This window comes from Streptomyces sp. XM4193 (assembly GCF_023072595.1).
In the GTDB taxonomy this organism is placed as follows: Bacteria; Actinomycetota; Actinomycetes; order Streptomycetales; family Streptomycetaceae; genus Streptomyces.
In genome coordinates this window covers 126,450-149,248 of record NZ_JALLGK010000006.1, presented here as the reverse complement: position 1 = coordinate 149,248, position 22,799 = coordinate 126,450, and the positions used below count along the sequence as shown (strand labels likewise).

Genomic DNA, 22,799 nt, shown 5'->3' with positions numbered 1-22,799 from the left:
CGGTGTCTCGGCCGGGAAGTTCGCACAGGAGGGCCGAGGGGGCGGGGGCGGGTCGCGCCGGTCTCCGAACGATGTGGAGCCCGGCGCGACCCGGATGACGCGACCCGGATGCCGCCTGCGAGCCGTGGGCAGTGCTGCCCCACCCGGTCCGCGCGTCGTCCGCCGCGGGGGCCGGGCGTGCGCCGCCGTCGGACGCGCCTCAGTCAGGCGGCAGTTGAGCGGCGGTCGCGGCACGTGCTGTGCCGCGACCGCCGCTCATGGGCGCGTCGCTCAGGGGCGCACCTCGCAGGAGGAGAGCAGGCAGAAGTTGATTCCCTGAAGCCCGAGTATTCCGCCCTGTTCGTTGCCGTTCTCGTTTCCGCCGACACTGCATATCGAGAGCAGGCAGAAATTCGTTCCCTGTGTGGAACGGCCCTCGCGGTCGGCGGATGCCGCCTTCTGTGAGACGTTCTGGGTGTTCTTGCTCTGGGCGGGAGCGGCCTGGGCGGCGGTTCCCGAGAAGAGCATCAGGGCTCCCGCCGCGGTGCCGACGATCGCCCAACGCTGCATGGTCGCACGGTGTTTCACGATGACTCCCAGGTGTCTGTTCGTGCGCGGTGCACAGTGTCTCTACGGAGCCGCGCGTCCCACGGATTGGTTACCCGTCGGTTTTTCTTCCGCATCGGATCCCGGGAAGTCCGCGTCGTTGCGAGCGGTCGTGTGATGCGCGTCACACGGCCAATCCGAAGCCCGCCGGCCACCGAATGCATGACATACCCGCGACCATCGCAGCCGTCGTACCCGACCGACCGTCACGGCCCATTCCACCGCCGCCACCACCAGCCGCGGCAGTCCAGAGCAAGGTGTTATCCGCGTGCCTGAAAACGAGAAGAGTCAACTTCCCGTCACCTCGGCCCAGAAGGGTCTGTGGTTCGCGCAGCAGCTCGACCCCGCCAGCCCCGCCTACAACATCGCCGAGTACGCCGACGTGCGGGGCGAGGTCGATGTCGAAGCCCTCACCAGGGCCGTCGGCCATGTGGTGCGCGAGACCGAGGCGCTGCGGGTCACCTTCGGAGAGCAGGACGGCCGACCGCACCAACTCCTCCACTCCGGCCTGGACGTACCGCTGCCGGTCGTGGATCTCCGCGACGGGCCCGATCCGTTCGGCGAGGCGATGCGGCGGATGCGCCGGGACCTCGCGCGGCCCGCGGACACCGCGGCGGGACCGCTGGTGCGCGTGACGCTCTACCGGTTGGAGCGGACGAGGTTCTTCTTCCACCAGCAGGTCCACCACCTCGCGCTGGACGGCTACGGTGCGGCGCTGGGCCTGATGAGGATCGCCGAGGTGTACGGGCAGTTCACCAGCGCTCCGCACCTGGAGGTGCCGCTTCGACCTGCTCCGCTGCTCCCCGTTCTGGAGGAGGAGCGGGAGTACCGCGACTCCGAGAAGTTCCTCGCGGACCGGGAGTTCTGGTCGGAGTACCTGGCCGGTGCCCCCGAGCCCGTCGGGCTGCGCGACGGCTCCGCAGTGCCCGCACACGTCTTCCATGCCACGGGGGAGGACCGCGACGCGCAGTGGCTGGAGCGGCTCAAGCACGCCGCGAAGGCGGCCGGTGCGGGCTGGCCCTCGATGTTCATCGCCGCCACCGCCGCCTATCTGCACCGCATCAGGGGCGTGGGGGAGGTCGTACTCGGTCTGCCGGTGACCGCTCGCCGCACGGACATCTCCCGGTCCACCCCCACCATGCTGTCCAACGTGCTGCCACTGCGGGTGGAGGTGTCCCCGGCGGACCGGGTCGACGAGCTGCTGCGGCGCACCTCGCGGCAGGTGCGCACGGTGTTGCGGCACCAGCGGTACCCGGCCGAGGACCTGCGCCGCGACCGTGGGCTCCTGCGCCGCCGCGAGCGGCTCACCGGCCCCGCGGTCAACGTGCTCGCCTTCGACGACACGCTCGCGTTCGGCCCGGCCACGGCCACCCTCCACAACCTCTCCATCGGCCCGGTCGAGGACCTGGTGGTCGCGGCGCACGCCTCGTTCGCCGACGGCGGACTGCGGTTGGACATGCTGGCCAACCCCGATCTGCACACCGAGGAGCAGCTGCACGCGCACCGGGGCCGGTTTCTGCGTCTGCTCGACGAGTTCATCGCCGACCCCTCGCGCCATCTGGGCGCGATCGGGCTCCTCGACGCCGAGGAGCACAGCCGCATAACGGGCTTCGCGGCGGGACCGCCCCGGGCCGAGGCCGTAGACGGTCAGGAGCAGGTCGCTCCCGGCGACCCGGCGGCGCTGCCCGTCCAACTCTCCCGGCAGGCCGCCCGCAGACCCCAGGACGTGGCGGTGGTCTGCCGCGGGTCCCGTCTCTCCTTCGCCGAGCTGGACAGCCGGGTGGACAGGCTGGCCCACCGCCTGGCACGGGCCGGAGCGGGGGCCGGCACCCGGGTCGCCGTGGCGCTGCCGCGCTCCACCGAGCTGGTGGTCGCGATGCTCGCGGTCATGCGGGCGGGCGCTGCCTACCTGCCGGTCGAGCCTTCGTACCCCGCCGACCGCATCGCGTTCATGCTGGCCGACTCCGCCCCCGTGGCGCTGGTCGCCGACCGGGCCACGGCGACCGCGGCCGACCCCGACGGACGCCTCGTCCGGATCGACCCAGCCGACGACCAGCCCCCGCACGTCGAGTCCTGGGCTCCCTTCGACGCGCCCTCGGGCCGGGACGCCGCCTATGTCATCTACACCTCGGGCTCCACCGGCACACCCAAGGGCGTCATCGTCGAACACCGCTCCCTGAGCAACCTGCTCGAGCACCACCGCCGCGAGTCCCACGCGGGCGCCGCCCGATCGCTCGGGCGCGGCCTCCGTGTCGCGCTGACCGCCGCCACCTCCTTCGACGCCGCCTGGGACCCGGTGCTGTGGATGGTCGCCGGCCACGAGCTGCACATCGTCGACGACCGGACCCGCCGCGACCCCGAAGCGCTGGTCGACTTCCTCCGCTCCCGTCGCATCGACGTCATCGAAACCACGCCCAGCTACCTCCAACAGATGCTGGCCGCCGGGCTGTTGGCCGACGCCGTGCACCGGCCGCGCGTGATCGCGCTGGGCGGCGAAGCCGTCAACGAAGCCCTCTGGGCGCAGCTCTCCGCCCACCCCGACCTTCTGGTCTTCAACTTCTACGGCCCCACCGAGACCACAGTGAACGCCGTCACCTCCCGCATCTCCGGCGGCACACCGGTCATCGGACGCCCCGTCAGCGGGGCCCGTGCCTATGTGCTGGACGCCGGCATGCACCCGCTGCCGGTCGGCACCGCGGGCGAGCTCTATCTCTCCGGCGAGGGCGTCGCACGCGGCTACAACGGCCGCACCGGGCTGACCGCCGACCGGTTCCTGCCCGACCCCTTCGGGCCCGCGGGCGCACGCATGTACCGCACCGGCGACCTCGCCCGCTGGCGCGAGGACGGTTCGCTGGAGTTCCACGGCCGTACCGACGGGCAGGTCAAGGTCAGAGGGTTCCGGGTGGAGCTCGGAGAGGTGGAGTCCGCCCTGACCCGGTTGCCCTCGGTCCGCGAGGCCGCGGTGGTCGCGCGCACCGGGCCCGACGGACTCGACCGGCTCGCCGCCTACGTCGTCCTCGAAACCGGCGACGACTCGGCCGCCGAAGGAGCTGCCCCCGGCGGTGCGCGGGACCAGGGGACGAGCGCTGCGGTCGCTCTGCGCGACCTGCTGGCAGCCGAACTGCCCGACCACATGGTCCCCGTGCTCTACGCCGTCGTCGACCGGCTGCCGCTGACCCCCAACGGCAAGCTGGACATCGCGGCGCTGCCCGAGGCCACACCTCCGCGCACCGGAGGCGGCGAGGGGCCGCGCACCGAGCGCGAGGCGACTCTGTGCGCCGCGTTCGCCGAAGCTCTGGGCCTGGACGCGAAGAGCGTCGGCCGCGACGACGACTTCTTCGCCATGGGCGGGCATTCGCTCCTCGCCACCCGTCTGATCAGCGGTGTCCGGTCCGCCTTCGGGGTCGAACTGCCCGTGCGTGCCCTCTTCGAGGCGCCCACTCCGGCGTCGCTGGCCGAGCGTCTGGAGCAGGCCGCACCCGCCCGCGCGGCCCTCGTGGCGACGCACCCCCGCCCCGAGCGCATACCGCTCTCCCTCGCGCAGCGCCGTCTGTGGCTGCTGGAGAGCATCGGCGAGGGCGGAGCCGCCTACCATCTGCCGCTCGCGCTGCGCCTGAGCGGCTCACTGGACCGGCATGCGCTCCGTTGTGCGCTCCAGGACCTGGTCGACCGGCACGAGAGCCTGCGCACCGTGTTCCCCGAGGACGAGCAGGGGCCCCGCCAGCAAGTGCTCCCGCCGGAGTCGGCCCGTTTGGAACTCGACGTCACACCCGCCCCGTACGGGTTGCCGCCGGCGCCCGGACGCAGCCCCTTCTCGCTCTCCGACTCCCTGCCGGTGCGTGCGGAGCTCTTCGTCCTCGAACCGACCGAGCACGTGCTGCTGCTGACGGTGCACCACATCGCCGCGGACGGCTGGTCCATGGGGCCGCTGCTGGACGACCTCGCCCGTGCCTGTGCGGCCCGCGCCGAGGGGCGTGCTCCGTCGTGGGAGCCGCTGCCGGTGCAGTACGCCGACCACACCCTCTGGCAGCAGCGGACGCTCGGTGACCCCGACGACCCGCGGAGTCCGCTCGCGGCGCAGCTCGCCCACTGGAGGTCCGTCCTCGAGGAGCTGCCGGCCGAGGTCACGTTCCCGGTGGATCGGGTGCGTTCGGTGGGTTCGGGTGGTGGGGGTGGTGGTGTGTCGTTGGTGGTGTCGCCGGAGGTGCACGGTCGTGTGGTGGCGTTGGGGCGTGAGTCGGGTGTGAGTGTGTTCATGGTGGTGCATGCGGCGTTGTCGGCGTTGTTGTGTCGGTTGGGTGGGGGTTCGGATGTGGTGGTGGGTTCGCCTGTGGCGGGTCGTTCGGATGAGGCGTTGGCGGGGTTGGTGGGGTTCTTTGTGAATACGTTGGTGTTGCGGGCGGATGTGTCGGGGGATCCGTCGTTCCGTGAGTTGTTGGGTCGGGTGCGGGAGGTGGATCTGGCGGCTTACGGGAATCAGGATGTGCCGTTCGAGAGGTTGGTGGAGGAGGTGGGGCCGGTTCGTTCGCCGGCTCGTCATCCGCTCTTCCAGGTGATGTTGGCGCTCAACAACACCGAACCTCCCCGCCTCGAACTCCCCGGCCTCACCACGCGCCACGAGCCGTCGGTGGGACGCATCGGCGCCAAGTTCGACCTGACCTGGGACCTGACCGAGCACCACACCGCCCAGGGCGCCCCCGCCGGTATGACCGGCGAACTGGAGTACAGCACCGACCTGTTCGACCGTGCCACCGCCCAGCAGTTCGCGGACCACTTCGGCCGGCTGCTGACCGCTGCCCTGGACGAACCCGAACTGCCTTTCACCGAACTGGACTTCCTCCGGCCCGCCCAGCGCCGCGCCGCACTGGACCTGGCCCCGCGCGCACCGCACAGCGACGGAGCAGGCACCGCCGTGGGTGAGGCGCCGCCGTGCACGCTCACCGACGTCTTCACCACCCAGGCCCTGGTGGCCCCGGAGCGCACCGCCGTCGTGGACGCCGAAGGCCCGGTCTCCTTCGGCGAGTTGCTCCAGCGCGTCGAGGCTCTCGCCACCCGGCTGCACGAGGAGGGCATACGGCCGGGGGACCGGGTCGCCTCGGCCCTGCCGCGCACCACCCGGCAGATCGAGGCTCTGCTCGCGGTGCTGCGCTGCGGCGCCGTACACGTGCCGCTCGACCCCACACACCCCGTCGAACGCAACCGGGTCGTCCTCGAGAACTCCCGGCCCTCGTGCGTACTGGTCGACTCCTCCTCCGCAGGTCGCCTCCCGGCCGGCGGCCACCGGCTGCTGGAGGTGGGGTCCCACCCGGGCGACGCCGTCGGGGGGAGCGCTCCCCTCCGGCACCGGCCAGCCCCGCACGACCCGGCGTACGTCCTCTACACCTCCGGCTCCACCGGCACACCCAAGGGCGTGGTCGTCGAACACCGGTCGCTGACGCGGCTGTTGGCCGGCCACCGCGCGCACCTCATGGAGAGCGCGGCGACCGACGACGACCGTCCGCTGCGGGTGGCCCTCACCGCCGCGGCCACCTTCGACGCCTCCTGGGACCCGATCCTGTGGATGGTCGCCGGCCACGAGCTGCACCTCGTCGACGACGACACCCGCCGCGACCCCGAAGCCCTCACGGAGTTCGTCCACTCCCACCGCGTCGACATGCTCGAAACCACCCCCTCCTTCCTCGAACAGCTTCGCGCCTGCGGTCTGTTCGCAGCGGAACGCCACCGACTGCGGCTGCTCGCGCTCGGCGGCGAGCCCGTGGGCGAGGCCCTGTGGAACGCACTCGCGGCGCAGACGGACATCGCCGTGTGGAACCTGTACGGCCCCACCGAGGCCACGGTCGACAGCGTCATCTGCCGGATCACCCCCGGCAGCAGCCCCCGCATCGGCTACGCCGTGGACGGCACCTTCGCGCGGGTGCTCGACGCCCGGCTTCAACCGGTCGCGCCCGGTGCCCCCGGCGAGCTCTACCTGGCGGGCGCCTCACTGGCCCGCGGCTACGAGCGCCGGACCGCACTGACCGCCGAACGGTTCCTGCCCGACCCCCACGGCCCGCCCGGCACCCGGATGTACCGCACCGGCGACCTGGTGCGCCGCCACCCGGACGGAAGCCTGCAGTACCTGGGGCGCAGCGACGACCAGGTCAAGGTCCGCGGCTTCCGCGTCGAGATCGCGGAGGTGGAGGCCGCACTCCTGCGTCACCCGGGCGTCGTCCGGGCCGCGGTCGCCGTGCGGCCGGACAGCTCCGGAGCCGGAGCCCTCGTCGCCTGGGTCGTCCGCGACGACGGACCGGGACGCACCACCGAGGACATCCGGCACTTCGCCGCCGAGCAGCTCCCCGGCTACATGGTGCCCACCGCGGTGGAGGCCGTGGCCGAACTGCCCCTCACCGTGCACGGCAAGGTCGACGTCGACGCCCTGCCCGACCCCCGCCCCGCCGGCGGCGAAGCCGGCGCCCCGCCCCGGACCGCCCAGGAGGAGACCCTCTGCGCGCTGTTCGCGGACAGCCTGGGACACGGTGCGGTCGGCCGGGACGCCGACTTCTTCGAGCTGGGAGGCCACTCGCTGCTCGCGACGCGGCTGGCGAGCCGCATCCGTACGGCGTTCGGGGTCGAACTCCCGGTCCGTGCACTCTTCGAGGCCCGCACCCCCGCGGCGCTCGCCCGCCGGCTGGACGGGGCAGCGGCTGCCCGCCCCGCCGTGCGGCCCGCCGACCGCACCGACCGCGTCCCGCTCTCGCACGCCCAGCGCCGCCTGTGGTTCCTCCATCGCATGGACCCCCAGGACCCGTCCTACAACCTCCCCATCGCCGTCCGCCTCGCCGGAACCCCGGACGTCGAGGCGCTGCACGCCGCGCTGGCCGACGTGGTGAGCCGGCACGAGACTCTGCGCACCTCCGTCCACGATCCGGCCGCGACCGACCCCGCCAGCGTCACCACAGCTTCGGGGGCCGCACGGACGGAGATCCTCCAGGTGGTGGGGGAGCCCGGTGCGGGCCCCTCGCTCAGCCGCACCACGACCACGGCCGCCGCCCTTCCGGGCGAGCTGCGGACCGCGGCCGCCCGTCCCTTCGACCTGACCACCGAACTGCCGCTGCGCGCAGAGCTGTTCACCACCGCCCCCGACCGGCACGTGCTGCTGCTGACGGTGCACCACATCGCCGCGGACGGCTGGTCCATGGGCCCGCTGGCACAGGACCTCGCCCGTGCCTATGCGGCTCGCGCCGAGGGGCGGGCTCCGTCGTGGGAGCCACTGCCGGTGCAGTACGCCGACTACGCGCTCTGGCAGCGCGAACTGCTCGGTTCCGCGGCGGACTCGCAGAGCCTGATTTCCCGTCAGCTCGCCCACTGGAAGGGCGTTCTGGCCGACCTTCCCGAGGAGATGCCCCTGCCGGTGGATCGGGTGCGTTCGGTGGGTTCGGTTGGTGGGGGTGGTGGTGTGTCGTTGGTGGTGTCGCCGGAGGTGCACGGTCGTGTGGTGGCGTTGGGGCGTGAGTCGGGTGTGAGTGTGTTCATGGTGGTGCATGCGGCGTTGTCGGCGTTGTTGTGTCGGTTGGGTGGGGGTTCGGATGTGGTGGTGGGTTCGCCTGTGGCGGGTCGTTCGGATGAGGCGTTGGCGGGGTTGGTGGGGTTCTTTGTGAATACGTTGGTGTTGCGGGCGGATGTGTCGGGGGATCCGTCGTTCCGTGAGTTGTTGGGTCGGGTGCGGGAGGTGGATCTGGCGGCTTACGGGAATCAGGATGTGCCGTTCGAGAGGTTGGTGGAGGAGGTGGGGCCGGTTCGTTCGCCGGCTCGTCATCCGCTCTTCCAGGTGATGTTGGCGCTCAACAACACCGAACGCCCCCGCCTCGAACTCCCCGGCCTGCACGCCGAGGTGGAGGGAGTCGACACCGGAGGAGCGAAGTTCGACCTCTCGTTCAGCTTCACCGGACAGGCGCCGACAGCCGGCCCGGCGGAGGACGGAGGTCTGGAGGGCACGCTGGAGTTCAGTCGCGACCTCTTCGACACCGACACCGCCCAGGACATCGCGGACCGGTTCCTGCGTCTGCTGGAGCAGGCCGTCGCCGACCCCGACACCCCGGTCTCCCGGCTGGACCTGCTCAGCGGGCCGGAGCGCGAGACCCTGCGCGCCCTCGGCGACGGCGGTGCCGGCCCCGCGGAACAAGCCACCCTGATCGACCGGTTCGACCGCTCCGTGCGTGAAGCGGGGGCCGGAGCCCTCGCCGTCACCGCGCCGGACGGGAGCCTGACCTTCTCCGAACTCGACGCGCGTTCCGAGGCGTTGGCGCACTGGCTGCACGACCGGGGCGTCACCGCCGGCGATGTCGTCGCCGTGCGCGTTCCGAGGTCCACCGACTCGATCGCCGCGCTGCTCGCCGTGCTCAAGTCCGGGGCGGTCTACGCGCCCGTCGACCCCGCGCTGCCCTCCCGGCGCGTCCGGGCCGTACTGGAGGACGCCGGTCCCGTGCTGGTCCTCACCACGACCGCCGCTGCCGCGGACCTGCCGCCCGGCACGGCCGTGGGCCTCCTCGACGAGCCCCGGACCGCGGCGGCGATCGCCGAGCGCTCCGGAGTCCGCCTCGGGAGGCGCCCGCGCGCCCGCGACGCCGCGTACCTCCTGCACACCTCCGGCTCCACCGGCCGGCCGAAGGGCGTACTGGTCGAACACCGTTCTCTCGGGCGGCTCTTCGACCACCACCGGCGGCACCTGTTCACCCCCGCCGCCGGAGCCCTGAACGTCGCACTGACCGCCTCCCTGTCCTTCGACGCCTCCTGGGACCCGGTGCAGTGGATGGTCGCGGGCCATGTGCTCCACGTCGTCGACGACCTCGTCCGCCGCGATCCCGAGGCACTGGTGGACCATGTGCGAGCGCACGGCATCGACGTTCTGGAAACCACCCCGACCCACCTCCGGCAGCTGCTGGACGCCGGACTGCTCGACCCGGACGCACCGCACCGCCCCAGCCACCTCGCTCTGGGCGGCGAGGCGGTGCCACCGGCGCTGTGGCGCCGTCTGCGGGAGGCACCGGGACTGACCTGCTGGAACCTCTACGGCCCCACCGAGACGACCGTCGACACCCTGGAGGCGCTGCTCACCGACACCCCCGGACCGGTGCTCGGCAGACCGGTGACCGGCACCCGCGCCCATGTTCTGGACGACCGTCTGGGCCTGGCCCCGATCGGCGTCCCCGGAGAGCTCTACCTCGGCGGGGACAGCCTCGCCCGCGGGTACTTCGACCGTCCCGCGGAGACGGCCACCCGCTTCCTGCCGGACCCCTACGGTCCCGCGGGGGAGCGGATGTACCGCACCGGCGACCTCGTCCGCCGCACCCGCAGCGGAGACCTGGAGTTCCTGGGCCGCGCCGACTCCCAGGTCCAGGTGCGCGGCTTCCGCGTCGAGCCGGAGGAGGTGTCCGCCGTACTGGAGAAGCACCCGGCCGTCGCCCGTGCCGCGGTGGTCCTCGACGCGGACGAGACCGCCGGCGGCCGTCTGCTGGCCTGTCTCGTCCCGAGCTCCGCGAGTACCGGCGAGGGGAACGGCGAGCCGTCCCCGGCCGGTGACGGCGGCATCGACACCGACGCGGTGCGCGAACACGCCGCGTGCTTCCTGCCCGACTACATGGTCCCCTCGCTGTGGACCGTGCTCGAAGCGCTGCCGCTGACCGCCAGCGGCAAGCTCGACCGCAGTGCGCTGCCCGCCCCCACCGTCACCGGCCGCCCGCGCGGCCGAGGCCCCCGCAACCCGCGCGAGGAGATGCTGTGCACCCTCTTCGCCGAGACTCTGGGTCGTGAACAGGTGGGCGCCGACGAGGACTTCTTCGCGCTCGGCGGCCACTCCCTGCTGGCCACCGGGCTCATCGGCCGCATCCGGCAGGTCCTCGGAGTCGAGCTCGGCATCCGGGCCCTCTTCGAGTCGCCGACGGTCGAGGCACTCGCCGCCCGGCTGGAGACGGACGCCGAGGAGGACTCGCTCGCGGTACTGCTGCCGCTGCGCACCAGCGGCGACCGGCGACCGCTGTTCTGCTTCCCCCCGGCCAGCGGCATCTCCTGGTGCTACACGGGCTTCCTGCGCCACCTGGACCCGGGACAGCCGCTCTACGGACTGCAGAGCCCCGTGCTGCGAGGAGAGGCCCCCTACCCCTCGGACATGGCCGAGATGGCCGAGATCTACATCCGGGCGATCCGCTCGGTCCAGCCCCACGGCCCGTACCGGCTGCTGGGCTGGTCCTTCGGCGGCAACGTCGCACACGAGGCCGCGGTGCTGCTGCGCCGGGCGGGCGAGGAGGTCGAACTCCTCGCTCTGCTGGACGCCTTCCCGCTCGCACCGCAGGACGGGCTGGAGGACGCCGACCGCGACACGGTCTTCCGCGCCCTCCTCGTCAACCTCGGGATCGAGGCTGCGGCGCTGGAGAGCAGCGAGGCCGTCGACGCCTCGGTGGTGCGCAGGGAACTCCTGCGCACGGGCAACCCGCTGGGTGCGCTCGAACCCGCCACGATCGACGCCATGGTGGAGAACTTCGCCGGTCAGGCGCGCGTGATGCGCCACCACACGCCCGGCGTCCTCGACCGCGACGTGCTCTTCTTCACCGCCACCGAGGGCCGCACCGAAGCCGCCTCCGGGCCTCAGCTCTGGGCTCCCTACGTCACCGGGCGCTTCGACAACCACAACGTGCCCTTCGCGCACGCCCGGTTGACCGAGCCCGGCGCCACCGAGCACATCGTCCCGCTGCTGGCAGCCGCCCTCCGCGCACTGCCCGACGAGCCCACCGCCTGACAGCGAAGGCGGGCCACCGGGCACGGCACGGCAGCCGGTCGACCTCTCGCACAGCGCCACCGCGCCGAGCACGCCGACTCCCGACCCCGAACCACCGACCCCGAACCACCGACCGCGAACCACCGACAACACCACCGCACCCCCGGCGCCGGCGCACGGTGCCGAACCACAAGGAGAGATCGAGATGACCAACCCCTTCGACGACCCCCGCACCCAGCACCGCGTCGTGGTCAACGACGAGGGCCAGCACGCGCTGTGGCCCTCCTTCGCCGCGATACCGCAGGGCTGGACCGAGGTCTTCGGCCCGCAGGACCGCACCGTCTGCCTGGACTGGGTCGACCGCAACTGGACCGACCTCACCCCGCGCAGCGCCGTCGCCGCCCGGTGACCGCACACCGCACGACACACCGCACGACGCCTTTCCCACCCGACGCGACAGAGCCAGAAGGGCACCCATGACCGGCCAGGACAGCTCGCCCGCGATCAGCGCGGAGGGCCTGACCCGAAGCTTCGGAGCCAAGCAGGCACTCGGCGGCATCGACCTGAGCGTGCCGCCGGGAACGGTGATGGGTCTGCTCGGCCCCAACGGCGCCGGAAAGACCACCGTGGTGCGCGTCCTGTCCACCCTGCTGCTGCCGGACTCCGGGACCGCGCACGTCGCCGGCCACGACGTGCTGCGCGAACCGGAGGCGGTGCGCAGACGGCTCGGACTCTCCGGGCAGTACGCCGCCGTCGACCCCAAACTGACGGCGCGCGAGAACCTCTACCTGGTCGCCCGCCTCTACGGGATGCGCCGCAGACAGGCGCGCCGCCGAGCCGGGGAGCTGCTGGCCCGCTTCGCGCTCGAGGAAGTCGCCGACCAGCTAAGCGGGTCGTTCTCGGGCGGCACCCGGCGCCGACTCGACCTCGCCGGGGCCCTGGTGGTTCGCCCCTCGGTGGTGGTGCTCGACGAGCCGACCACCGGGCTCGACCCGCGGGGACGCGCCGACACCTGGCGCTCGGTCCAGGAGTTGGTCTCCGAGGGCACCACCGTCCTGCTGACCACGCAGTATCTGGAGGAGGCGGACCAGCTCGCGGACAGCATCGCCGTCATCGACCGCGGCCGTGTCGTCGCACGCGGCACGGCCGGCGAGCTCAAGGCGACCGTCGGCGGAGAACGGCTGAGCCTGACCGTCCCCCAGCCGCGGCACCGCTCCCTCGCCTGGACGATCCTCGCCTCGCTGGGGCCGCACATGCCCGAACACGACGACCGTACGGGCCGGTTCAACGTGGCCACCGAACTCGGCGCGCACACTCTGGAGCGGGCGCTCGCCGAGCTGCGCCGTGCGGACATCCCCGTCCGCGACGTCGCCCTCGCTCCGCCCACGCTGGACGACGCCTTCCTCGCCCTGACCGGCCGCCCCGCCGCCGACGCGCCACCGGAGCAGTTCACGGCCGACCAGGGCCGGTTGGCCGCCCCGCGGGAGCCGGCGGACCCGGACACTCTCGACCTCACCGCGACTCCACCAGCCGTCCCGCAGCACCACCGAGAGGAAGCCGGCACATGGCCGCGATGACCCACGCCGGACGGGACGCCTCGATCATCGCCTGGCGAAATCTGCTCAACCTGCGCCGGACCCCCGGATCGGTGGTCGCCGCTCTCGTCCAGCCACTGATGTTCGTCCTGCTTCTGGCGTATGTCTTCGGCGGCAGCCTCGGCGGCGACGACTACCGCGTGTACCTGATGGGCGGCATCTTCGTGCAGGCCGTCACCTTCAACGCGAGCTTCACCGCGCTCGGGCTGGCCAACGACATGGACAAGGGCCTGGTCGACCGATTCCGCTCACTGCCGACGCCCCGTCTGTCCGTCGTCCTCGGCCGCACACTGTCCGACCTCGTGATGAGCGCCGTGACCCTGACGGTTACCGCGCTGTGCGGACTGGCCGTCGGGTGGCGGGTGCAGGCGTCGCCGGGGGAGGCAGCGCTCGCCTTTCTCGTCATCCTCGCCTTCGCCTTCGCGATGTCCTGGGTCGGCGCGACCATCGGTCTGACCTCGCGCAGCGTCGAGGTCGCCCAGAGCGCCGGGCTCATCTGGCTCTTCCCCGTCACCTTCGTCTCCTCCGCCTTCGTGTCCACCGCGGACATGCCGGGGCCGCTGCGCCACGTCGCGGAGTGGAACCCCATCTCCGCCACCGCCACCGCCGCCCGCGACCTGTTCGGCAACCAGCCTCCGCCCGGCCTGGAGACCGCTGCCTCCTGGCCAGTGCAGAACGCCCTGCCGTACTCCCTGATGACCACCGCGGCGATCACCGCGCTGTTCATGTCCCTGGCCATCCACCGCTACCGCCGCATCACCCGTGGCTGAGGTCGCGGCGTCCGGTCAGCGCAGGCGGACGGAGGTCGCCTCGTAGCGGACGGCCACGCCGTCGGAGGGACCGCGGCAGGTGAGTCGGCGCGGCGGGGAGCGCCGGGCGACGATCTCCACATCGAGCTCCGCCGGATGCGGGGGGCGGCCGAGGACGCGGATGTGCCAGCCCTCCCCGGAACGCTCCGTCGAGGCGATCGCGTAGTCGTGCCGTCCCGCCGGGCCGAAGCGTTCGAGCACCGCCGCGACGGCCGCCTGCTGCGGCGGACGAAGAGTGGTGTAGCCGCGCAGATAGCCGGCGTGGATGCGGTCGGCCAGATGCTCCTCGACCACGGCGAGCGACGAACGTGCGTCCAGGCCGCCGTAGTAGACGCCGTCGGGCAGCAGGACGACATTGGCCGCGAAGCGGTCGCCGCCGACGTGGGTGCACTCCCACACCGCCTCGGGCCAGCGTTCGCTCAGCGCCCGGCCCACGGGCCGCCCGCGCACCGCGCAGCAGGCGTCGTGCAGACCGTGGGCGCAGACCAGCACGACGGGCGGCAGGCCGAGTTCGCCCGGGCTCTCCAGCGCGTCCGCGATCTGCGCCAGGTCGCGGTCGCGCCGCCAACTGCCCCACTGCTGGCTCAGCCCGTCCGGTCCGCCGTGGCGCAGCACCGCCCACCGGTCGCTGCCGTCGGCCCGGCGGCGGCCGTGCCGTCTGATCAGGAGGACGCGTGCCCGAGCCGCCCGGGCCGCGGAGTGGACGAGCGCCTTGACGGCCGGATCGAGGTCCAGCCCGTCGAAGCCGTTGGCGGGCCAGCCGCCCCGGTGCTCGACGAGCACCCAGACCGTCCCGTGCGGCGCGGTGCCCGCACACGGATCGCCGCGGGCACGGGCCGCCTCGGCGCAGAAGAACCGTCCTGCGTACGGCGGTTGGACCGCGTTCACCGGTCCGCCGGTACCAGCAGGCCCGCGCGGAGCAGCCGGGCGGCGAGATCCACACCGAGATCGCCCGCGGTGTGCACACTGCCGTCCAACAGCCTCGAGACGCGCGGGAGTTCGGCCTCCGAGAAGTCCAGCCATCCCACCCGACTGGAGAGCCTGGTGCCGTCGAGACGGGCCTGGACCGCCTGCCGCAGTCGGACCGGCGTGGCGGGCCCCAGAGCGCGCAGCGCGGCGAGCTGGGCCAGCGGACCCAGCGGCCCGGGGCGTGCCTGTGCACGTCGTGCCCGGTGGAAGCGGGGCGCCGGATCGGCGTCGGCGACCGCCGCCAGCAGCCGCGTACGGATCACCTCGATCTCGGCGTCCAGATCCTCGGAGCCCAGCGGGAGGGTGCCGCGGGCCGCGGGGTCGTCCCTGAGCGCGGCCAGCGCGGCCCCGGTGAGCTGCTCGGCCAGGGCGTAGCGGGTCCAGGCGTGGACCCCGAGCGTCAGATGGATCGACACCTCGCCCCGCGCCTGCGCGGAGTGCAGCCAGCCGCGCGGCAGATAGAGCACGTCGCCGGGCCGCAGCACCGCGTCCAGCGCGGGCTCGTCGTCCCGGGCCGCCTCGGCCACGGCAGCCCGGTGATCGGTCCACGGCTGGTCGCGCAGCGGCTGGGGCAGTACGGGTTCGTGAACGACCCAGCGCTTCGCGCCCTCGATCTGGAGCACGAAGACGTCGTGCACGTCGTAGTGGGCGTCGAACCCCCGGTTCTGCGGCGGCGTCACATACGCGTTGGCCTGCACAGGGTGGCCCAACTCGCCGGCGAGCGCGGTGACCAGCTCGGCCACCGGCTCCCAGGTGCGGTGCAGCGCCTGCAGCACGAGCGTCGCCCCGTCGGCGAAGGCGCGCCAGAGCGCCGTGTCGTCGAGCTGGTCGGCGACGGTGGCGCCGACACCGGCCGGGGAGGTGAACGACGATTCCGGCAGCGTCGACCCGTTCTTGGCCACGCGCAGGAACGGAGTGCGCAGACCCCGGCGCGCCACCAGCTCGTCCACGGCGGACGCGGAGAACAGGTCCGAGAAGTCGTCGGCGCTCCGGGTCAGCAGCGGCCTGCGGGCCCAGACGTCGCGCGCGAACTCATCGCGGCCGAGCCCGGTCAGACGCGACTCCAGGACGCCACCCCGCGGGGCGGCGTCCCGGGTTTCGGTGCGCGGGAGGCTCAAGAGCGGCCCGCCCCTCCGTCGGCGCCACCGTCGTGCACGCCCGGAGTGCCGGCCGCGCCGCCGTCCGCGGGACCCTCGGCACCGTCGTCGGCGCCGCCGTCCGCGCCGCCGTCCGCGCCGCCGTCCGCACCTCCGTCCGCGCCGCCGTCCGCGCCGCCGTCGTGGACGCCGGGAGTGCCCTCGGCCCCGCCGTCGGCCGGGCCCTCCGCGCCGCCGTCTGCACCTCCGTCGTGCACGCCCGGGGTGCCGGCCGCGCCGCCGTCCGCAGGGCCTTCGGCGCCGCTGTCGGCGCCGCCGTCCGCACCTCCGTCCGCGCCGCCGTCGTGGACGCCGGGTGTGCCCGCCGCGCCGCCGTCCGCGGGGCCCTCTTCCTCGTTCGACCTGTCCTCGGAATGCACCATCGTTCCTCCCATGAGTTGCTGCGCGACCGGGCCCGGCCGGTCTCGGGAGACCGAGACTCTGCGGTGCGCCGCACTGCTCGGCGGGCGCCCGGAAACTTCGCCGGACCGGTACCGCGGCAGAAGGGCCCGCTCTCGGTGCAGCGGTTGTCGGGTCGTGTCCACGCCTCCCGCGCTCTCGAAAGCGCGTACCTCTTCACACCGTAATCGGGCGATTCGAACTCGCAACCGAGAGCATTCGGCACGACGCGGCGGTGCGTGGACGACCCGTGCACGCGGCTGTTCCGTCGACCTCCGCCCGCGCCGCCCGCGCCGCCCGCGAGGGCGAACGGGCACCGTCGGACGGCGGTGGCGGGCGGGCCACGTGCGGTCTGGCCACGGGCGGTCGGAGTCGCAGGGTGCGTGGCGTCGCCCGGACGAACTCCGTTGCTCAGGAGGGCCGTTCACGATGCGCCCCGGAGGACCGCGGCGGCCCGGCCCGCGCTCCCGACCTGTCACGCTCGCGCCGCACCGCGGGGCCGGACACGGGCCGATGCACGTACGGCGCCCGGGACACCCCGGCAGGCGCACCGGATCGCTGTCGCCTGCCGCGCGTGGTGCCGCACCCGCACCCGTCACCCGTCACCCGAACCCGCACGTACGCCCGCACTCGTCACCCGCACTCGTCCCGCCGCGCGTCCGTTGCGTGCGGCCGACGGCACCGCGCGCCGCCGCTCAGCGGGTGTGCCGGCCGGGGGAGCTGCGGCCGCGCAGGGCCGAGGCGGCGAGCACCAGCGCACTGGCGCCGAAGAGCGCGGCCGTGACCAGCAGCCAGTTGGTCAGGAAACGGTCGGAGGACAGGCCGGAGGCCGCTCGGTAGGCGTCCTCCGTTCTCCCGCTGATCGTCGGGAACCAGACGAGCAGCAACAGGAGCGAGAGCGCGGCCGGCACCCGTACGTACACCGCGAGGTCCCGTTCACCGAGGGCCCCGGCCGTCGCCAGCAGGGCCCGGTCCGCGGCCGAGTACAGCGGCAGCAGTACGAGGTCGTGCAGCAGCGCCGCCCCGACGATCCACAGGACCACGCCGAGCCAATCGTCGGCGAGCAACCGGATGCCGACGTAGGCGGAGAGCGTGAACGAGCAGGGGAGCAGGGCGAGTTGGAACGGACTGCCCAGCGGCAGCCGCGGCCCGGAGGTGCCTTTGACGGTCTTGCGGTCCGACACGGGTCACAGCCTCTCGAAGTTCAGCCGGGCCACCCACTTGGTGTTGAGCACCCCGGGTGCGGCCGGCACGATGACGCGCGCCGGATAGCCGTGGTCCGGTGAGAGCGGCGCGCCGTTGACGTACAGCGCGAGCAGGGAGCGCGGATCGGCCACCTGGTTGGCCCGCAGCGCGCCTCGCCGGAACGCGCCCCGCCGCTGGAGGGATTCGACGATCACGTCCGGGGGAGGGCCGTCGCCGCCGTGTCCGACCAGGGCGGCGAGGTCGCTCAGCCGCACGCCCCGCCACCGCTGGTCGCCCGTGGACCAGCCCTCGACGCAGGCGATCGGCAACTCGGCTGTGTGCAGGGGCATTTCGGCGAGCTGGGCACGGCTGAGGCGCACCGTCCCGGTACGCCCGACGACCGTCAGACGCCAGGTGTCCGCGGCGGTCTCGGCGGCTTCGATGCCCGCGGCGGCAGCGGTCTTGTTGATCTGGAAACCGTTCGGTCCGCCGCCCGGTTCGGGCCCTCCGCGCGGGGCGAGCAGCGCGGTCGGTCGCAGGACGTCGAAGCTGCGCCCGACAGTGGTGGCGAACAGGAGCGCCGAGCCGCCGCCCGCGAACCAGAGGGCGCCGCGCCGCGAGACGGTCGGCGGGTCGGGCTCGGGCGCGGCCAGGACGTCCGTACGGTCCCGCGGTTCGGCCTTCCGGAGAGTCCGCAGGTTCCGCACCGCGACCGGTACGCGGAGCACGGCGTGGGTGAGGAACGCCGCGAGGAAGATCCAGGCCCCGTAGAAGTGCAGCGGGTAGAAGGAGCCCGGGAAGAGGTAGTCCAGCTGGACGTTCAGCACCCCGGTCGCGAAGACGAACAGGCCGCCGCCGACCAGCAGAAGCAGCGAGATCCGCTCCAGCCCGTGGGCGAGGGAGCGAACCGGCGGCAGCGCGAACAGCCGCGGAACCACCGACCACAGCTTGGCCAGCAGCACCGGCACCAAGGTGATGCCGAGGGTCACGTGCACACCCTGGTTCAGCCGGTACAGCCAGTGCGGATCGGTCGGCCAGGAGAACAGGTAGAAGCCGAGCAGCCCCTTGTCGGGGGTCTTGTCGTTCACCGGCGACAGGTCCGGGTTGTACGCGGCGTAGGAGAGCAGGCCGGTCAGGAACAGCACGGGGACGCCTACCAGCAGTACCAGGCCGAGCACGGAGGTCAGGCGGGTGCCGCGAAGCGGGCTGCGCCAGAAACGCGGTGAGGTGGGCAGTACGGGGAGGTCGCGCATGCCGCGACCGTAGGACCGCAGCGCCCGCAACCCGGTGCCCGACCTGCGAGGAGAGCCGAGGCCCGGCGGTTCGTTCACCGAACGGCCGTGTCCGGGCGTCTCTCGCGGCTCCAACGGCCGTGCCCGCGCGTCCCTCGCGGCTCGAACGGCCGTGTCCGGGCGTCTCTCGCGGCTCGAACGGCCGTGTCCGGGACCTACCGGCCGACGACCGGCACTTCCCACCCACCCGCCGCACCGGCCCCGTTGACACTGGTCCACGCCAATATTGGTGCGCACCCGTTGGGCGGGGGCACTGGTACCCGACCCCGCCGCTCGCGATAGTGGAGTGATCCGCCGCACAACGGCCGGCCGCCGCCCGTACACCGAACTGGGGGACCCCACCGCATGAGCCGAACTTCCGCCACTCGCCGTACCGTTCTGACCGCGGCGCTCGCAGCAGCCGCCGGTCTCGGTGCCGCGTCCGCCGCGCACGCGTCCGCGTCGGGGGCCCGCCTCCCGGCAGGTCCCCGCACCCCCGCCGGCCTCGCCGGACCCGCCGCCCGCCACGCCGCCGAGGAGTCGACAGTGAGCTACCACGCCTGGACGACCGCGGCGGACTGGGCCACCGGCACCGGCGAGGGCACCCGTGTCGAGGCGGTCAAGCGCGCCGGGATCGTCATCGACAGCGCGCAGGGCACGGTGGAGTACGAGGACCCGCACGGCGGCACCGAGACCACCAGCTGGGAGTACGCGCGCTGGACCGGCCCGGTCACCGAACTGGACACCCCCGCCACCGAGCTGATCGCCTCGTGGAACGCCCGTACGCCGGAAGGCAGTTGGGTGCGCACCGAGGTGCAGGGCACCTACACCGACGGCGAGACCACCCCGTGGTACACCCTCGGCATCTGGGCCTCCGGCGACGGCAGCGACGTACCGCGGCGCACCTCCGTCGACGACCAGGGCGACGACCGCACCTCGGTGTGGACCGACACCGTCTCCGTCGACGACGCGGAGGCCGGCCCGCTGCTGGCCGCCTTCCAGCTGCGGCTGACACTGCTCCGCACACCCGGCTCGGACGCGACCCCGACCGTGTGGCGCGGCGGCGTGATGGCCTCCGCGGTGCCGGACCGCTTCGAGGTGCCGGCCTCCGAGCCCGGCGAGGCGAGCGGCGTGGAACTGGACGTGCCCACCTACTCCCAGAACGTCCACGTGGGCCGCTACCCCGAGTACGACAACGGCGGCGAGGCATGGTGCAGCCCCACCTCCTCGCAGATGATCATCGAGTACTGGGGGCGCCGGCCCAGCGAGGAGGACCTCGCCTGGGTCGAGCCGGAGTACGACGACCCACAGGTCTGCCACGCCGCCCGCCAGACCTTCGACTACCAGTACCAGGGCTGCGGCAACTGGCCGTTCAACGCCGCCTACGCCGCCACCTACCGCGACATGCAGGGCATCGTGCTCCGGCTGGACTCCCTCGCGGACGTGGAGCACCTGATCCGCGCGGGCATCCCGCTGATCACCTCCCAGTCCTTCCTCGCCGAGGAGTTGGACGGCGCCGGCTACGGCACCGCGGGCCACCTGATGACCGTCGTCGGCTTCACCGAGGACGGCGACGTCATCGCCAACGACCCCGCCGGCAGCGACAACAGCGACGTCCGCCACGTCTACAAGCGCAGGCAGTGGGAAAATATCTGGCTGCGCACCAAGCGCTACAACGCGGAGGGCAAGGAGGCGTCCGGCTCCGGCGGCGTCTGCTACATCTACCTCCCCGCCAAGCCGAGCGCAGTCCAGCGCCGCGCACTGGCAGACCTCGGCATCCGCTGAGAAGCCGCCGGGGGTGCCGTCTCGAAGCAGTCGAGACGGCACCCCGGCAGACCCGACCGCCCGCCGGGGAGTCTCAGGGAGTCTTGCCCGGCAGCGCCTCGAATCAGAACCGGTACGCCTCACGCCCACGGCCGCCCGCCACCGGTGTCACGGGCGCGTACGCCCCTCCAGAGCTGATGATGACGTCGGCCCTTCGTCCGGAAGTGGCCCGTCCTCGTGCGTTGCGAGCCCTCCAGGGCTGATGACGACTCGGGCGTGGGGTGAAGAGCAGCGGCGAGCGTCTCGTGTTGCGAGCCCTCCAGGGCTGATGACGACGGCCTCCCGTGGGTCGGCGTCGTCGGCGCCTGCATGTTGCGAGCCCTCCAGGGCTGATGACGACGCGGTGTGCACGGCCCCGTAGAGACAGCGGGCCCCGTGTTGCGAGCCCTCCAGGGCTGATGACGACGTGCAGTAACGCAGTGATGCAGTAGCGCAGTGCCTACTGTTGCGAGCCCTCCAGGGCTGATGACGACTGCTGCCTGAGCACTACAGCGTGTGCGCCGCCTGCGGGTTGCGAGCCCTCCAGGGCTGATGACGACGCCCCGTTGTCCGGGTCCTGAAGGGCCAGGAGCACATGTTGCGAGCCCTCCAGGGCTGATGACGACGTCCTGGTGAGCGTTCCGTTGGTGATCCAACTGCGGGTTGCGAGCCCTCCAGGGCTGATGACGACGTGTCCGGCCTCCAGGCTCGGCTGATGGCGTTGATGGTGTTGCGAGCCCTCCAGGGCTGATGACGACGGGTGGTGGTCCCGCCAGTGGCCGATCCGGTCTCGGGGTTGCGAGCCCTCCAGGGCTGATGACGACGTGATAGACGCCCTCCAATACCTGCCCGGCGGGTACAGGTTGCGAGCCCTCCAGGGCTGATGACGACGTCCACGCTGTGGTCGAGCATGTGGCGGGTGAGGAGGTTGCGAGCCCTCCAGGGCTGATGACGACGACAGTTGACCGCGTCATCAACCCCCGGCCGGCGCCGTTGCGAGCCCTCCAGGGCTGATGACGACGCTGGTGGCGGTCGGTTCGGCGGTCGCGTGCGCCTGTTGCGAGCCCTCCAGGGCTGATGACGACCCGACAGGACGCGTTGCTCGTGACGAGCGTACAGAGGTTGCGAGCCCTCCAGGGCTGATGACGACCCGAAGGTAAAGCTGCTGGTCGGGGCGGTCTTGAGGTGGGCTGTCGGGCTGGTTACCGCAGCGTTCTGGCGGTAGTGCATCAGTGCAGGTCAGAGTGGTGGGCTGGTTCGCGTGTTGACGTCCCGGAGCCATTGTCAGTGCCACCGACTAGCTTACGAGCTCACCGCTGTGAGGGCAGGCAGTCGGTTGAGGTGGCGGCACTCAGTCACGCGCAGTGATACTTCTGGCTATTTATGCATTCTCATCACCTTTGTTCCCGTGTCGGAATACAGTGCTTCGCAGCCATTGAGGTCTGTACGCGAGGGCTCAACTGTCGCTGAACCAGCAAGACTTGGGAGTGGGATGCGGGTCAGGGTGGACGTCGACGCGAACGTTCCGAGCTTGCCGTGGAACGAAGTGCACGGGCCGGCCCGTGGCGTGGTCTATGACCTGATCGGTAGCCAGAATCGTGAACTGGCACAGTCGTTGCACGACACCGGGTGGAAGGGCCAGCCTCTGAAGCCGCTTGGAACGACGAGCCCGCAGTTCAAGGGTGCCCCGAGGAAGAACGGCGTTTACACGACGTCGCGGGATGGGGCGTTGTGGTTCGGCTCGCCGGTTCCGGAGATCGCGGCGGTGTTGATTGCCGCCCTGGCCGGCCGGTCCGAGCTTGTGTGGGGCTCTGCTCGTCTCGGCATCCGAGGATTCACTGTTGATGTTTCTGCGCCGGCGGGGGAGGGGCCGGTGGAGCTTCGCACGGCCACCCCTGTGATCGTCAAGCACGAGAACCGCTATCTCCTGCCGGGAGACGAGCACTATCTCGAGCGGCTGCAGCACAACCTGATGCACAAGGCGGACGTTCTCGGGCTTCCGGCGCCTACTGGGCTTCAGATTCTGGAGAGCGGCCCGCGACGTCGTTTCAGCGTGCGGGGAGCACCTCGTATCGGCGCTCAGGTGCGGGTCGCGATGGAGGCTGACGCACGCTTCGTGGACGGTCTGCGGTCGTGGGGGCTGGGACTGGACACGGTCCAGGGCTTCGGGTGGATTCGGTGAGCGGTGTGAAGGAGGCGGTGGCGCCGCTGTCGTTGACGAGTCATCCGCTGCAACGTGCAGGTGCCTGGGCGGTGGCAGTACTGGCTGAGAGGCATGGCCCGCAGTACGTCACGAG

At 72.3% G+C, this 22,799-nt stretch carries 12 protein-coding genes and 1 CRISPR repeat array; of the genes, 6 read left to right on the top strand and 6 right to left on the bottom strand.

All coding sequences use genetic code 11. The annotated features are described in order from the left end of the window. Nucleotides 1-270: 270 nt before the first annotated feature. On the bottom strand, nucleotides 271-549 hold the full coding sequence (locus MTQ01_RS17445; RefSeq protein WP_247491486.1) for a hypothetical protein: 279 nt from the start codon (nucleotides 547-549) through the stop codon (nucleotides 271-273). Between the two features lie 304 nt (nucleotides 550-853). Here MTQ01_RS17445 and MTQ01_RS17440 point away from each other — a divergent pair, with 304 nt between their 5' ends. From MTQ01_RS17440 to MTQ01_RS17425, 4 genes are all read left to right on the top strand, one after another. Continuing rightward, the gene (locus tag MTQ01_RS17440) at nucleotides 854-11,356 is read left to right on the top strand and encodes a non-ribosomal peptide synthetase (protein ID WP_247491485.1); all 10,503 of its coding nucleotides are present in this window, start codon (nucleotides 854-856) and stop codon (nucleotides 11,354-11,356) included. 184 nt (nucleotides 11,357-11,540) lie between these two features. Beyond that, nucleotides 11,541-11,744, top strand: coding sequence for an MbtH family protein (locus tag MTQ01_RS17435; protein ID WP_247491484.1), 204 nt, complete (start codon nucleotides 11,541-11,543; stop codon nucleotides 11,742-11,744). A 67-nt stretch (nucleotides 11,745-11,811) separates the two neighbouring features. Continuing rightward, nucleotides 11,812-12,912: an ATP-binding cassette domain-containing protein gene (locus MTQ01_RS17430; protein ID WP_247491483.1), complete on the top strand. Its 1,101-nt coding sequence runs from the start codon at nucleotides 11,812-11,814 to the stop codon at nucleotides 12,910-12,912. Beyond that, nucleotides 12,900-13,700, top strand: coding sequence for an ABC transporter permease (locus tag MTQ01_RS17425; protein ID WP_247491482.1), 801 nt, complete (start codon nucleotides 12,900-12,902; stop codon nucleotides 13,698-13,700). Before MTQ01_RS17430 ends, MTQ01_RS17425 begins: the two co-directional genes overlap by 13 nt. 15 nt (nucleotides 13,701-13,715) lie before the next feature. Here the strand turns inward: MTQ01_RS17425 and MTQ01_RS17420 are convergent, their stop codons facing one another. The 5 genes from MTQ01_RS17420 to MTQ01_RS17400 form a co-directional block, all read right to left on the bottom strand. After that, nucleotides 13,716-14,627, bottom strand: a complete 912-nt coding sequence (locus tag MTQ01_RS17420; RefSeq protein WP_247491481.1) for a sucrase ferredoxin — start codon at nucleotides 14,625-14,627, stop codon at nucleotides 13,716-13,718. After that, nucleotides 14,624-15,826, bottom strand: a complete 1,203-nt coding sequence (locus tag MTQ01_RS17415) for a cupin domain-containing protein (protein ID WP_247491480.1) — start codon at nucleotides 15,824-15,826, stop codon at nucleotides 14,624-14,626. The genes MTQ01_RS17420 and MTQ01_RS17415 overlap by 4 nt, the downstream gene beginning before the upstream one ends. Next, nucleotides 15,823-16,227 (bottom strand): BatC protein, encoded by a 405-nt coding sequence (locus MTQ01_RS17410; protein ID WP_247491479.1) that lies wholly within the window; start codon nucleotides 16,225-16,227, stop codon nucleotides 15,823-15,825. Before MTQ01_RS17410 ends, MTQ01_RS17415 begins: the two co-directional genes overlap by 4 nt. Nucleotides 16,228-16,938: 711 nt before the next feature. Then, nucleotides 16,939-17,427, bottom strand: coding sequence for a hypothetical protein (locus MTQ01_RS17405; RefSeq protein ID WP_247491478.1), 489 nt, complete (start codon nucleotides 17,425-17,427; stop codon nucleotides 16,939-16,941). A gap of 3 nt (nucleotides 17,428-17,430) precedes the next feature. Next, nucleotides 17,431-18,681, bottom strand: a complete 1,251-nt coding sequence (locus MTQ01_RS17400) for a molybdopterin-dependent oxidoreductase (protein ID WP_247491477.1) — start codon at nucleotides 18,679-18,681, stop codon at nucleotides 17,431-17,433. Between the two features lie 384 nt (nucleotides 18,682-19,065). On the opposite strand from MTQ01_RS17400, the gene MTQ01_RS17395 reads away from it, so the two are divergent. After that, nucleotides 19,066-20,484 carry a peptidase C39 family protein gene (locus tag MTQ01_RS17395; protein ID WP_247491476.1) on the top strand — a complete coding sequence of 473 codons (1,419 nt, stop codon included), beginning with the start codon at nucleotides 19,066-19,068 and terminating at the stop codon, nucleotides 20,482-20,484. A gap of 155 nt (nucleotides 20,485-20,639) precedes the next feature. Beyond that, a CRISPR array of direct repeats spans nucleotides 20,640-21,652; the repeat unit is 29 nt; unit sequence GTTGCGAGCCCTCCAGGGCTGATGACGAC. A gap of 354 nt (nucleotides 21,653-22,006) precedes the next feature. Next, nucleotides 22,007-22,684, top strand: a complete 678-nt coding sequence (gene cas6, locus MTQ01_RS17390) for a CRISPR-associated endoribonuclease Cas6 (protein WP_247491475.1) — start codon at nucleotides 22,007-22,009, stop codon at nucleotides 22,682-22,684. Nucleotides 22,685-22,799 lie beyond the last annotated feature (115 nt).

Excerpts from the sequence above, each read along its gene's own strand:
- MTQ01_RS17425 (WP_247491482.1), top strand. The coding sequence starts at position 12,900 with ATGGCCGCGATGACCCACGCCGGACGGGACGCCTCGATCATCGCCTGG.
- MTQ01_RS17410 (WP_247491479.1), bottom strand. The coding sequence starts at position 16,227 with ATGGTGCATTCCGAGGACAGGTCGAACGAGGAAGAGGGCCCCGCGGAC.
- MTQ01_RS17400 (WP_247491477.1), bottom strand. The coding sequence starts at position 18,681 with ATGCGCGACCTCCCCGTACTGCCCACCTCACCGCGTTTCTGGCGCAGC.
- MTQ01_RS17430 (WP_247491483.1), top strand. The coding sequence starts at position 11,812 with ATGACCGGCCAGGACAGCTCGCCCGCGATCAGCGCGGAGGGCCTGACC.
- MTQ01_RS17445 (WP_247491486.1), bottom strand. The coding sequence starts at position 549 with ATGCAGCGTTGGGCGATCGTCGGCACCGCGGCGGGAGCCCTGATGCTC.
- MTQ01_RS17395 (WP_247491476.1), top strand. The coding sequence starts at position 19,066 with ATGAGCCGAACTTCCGCCACTCGCCGTACCGTTCTGACCGCGGCGCTC.
- MTQ01_RS17435 (WP_247491484.1), top strand. The coding sequence starts at position 11,541 with ATGACCAACCCCTTCGACGACCCCCGCACCCAGCACCGCGTCGTGGTC.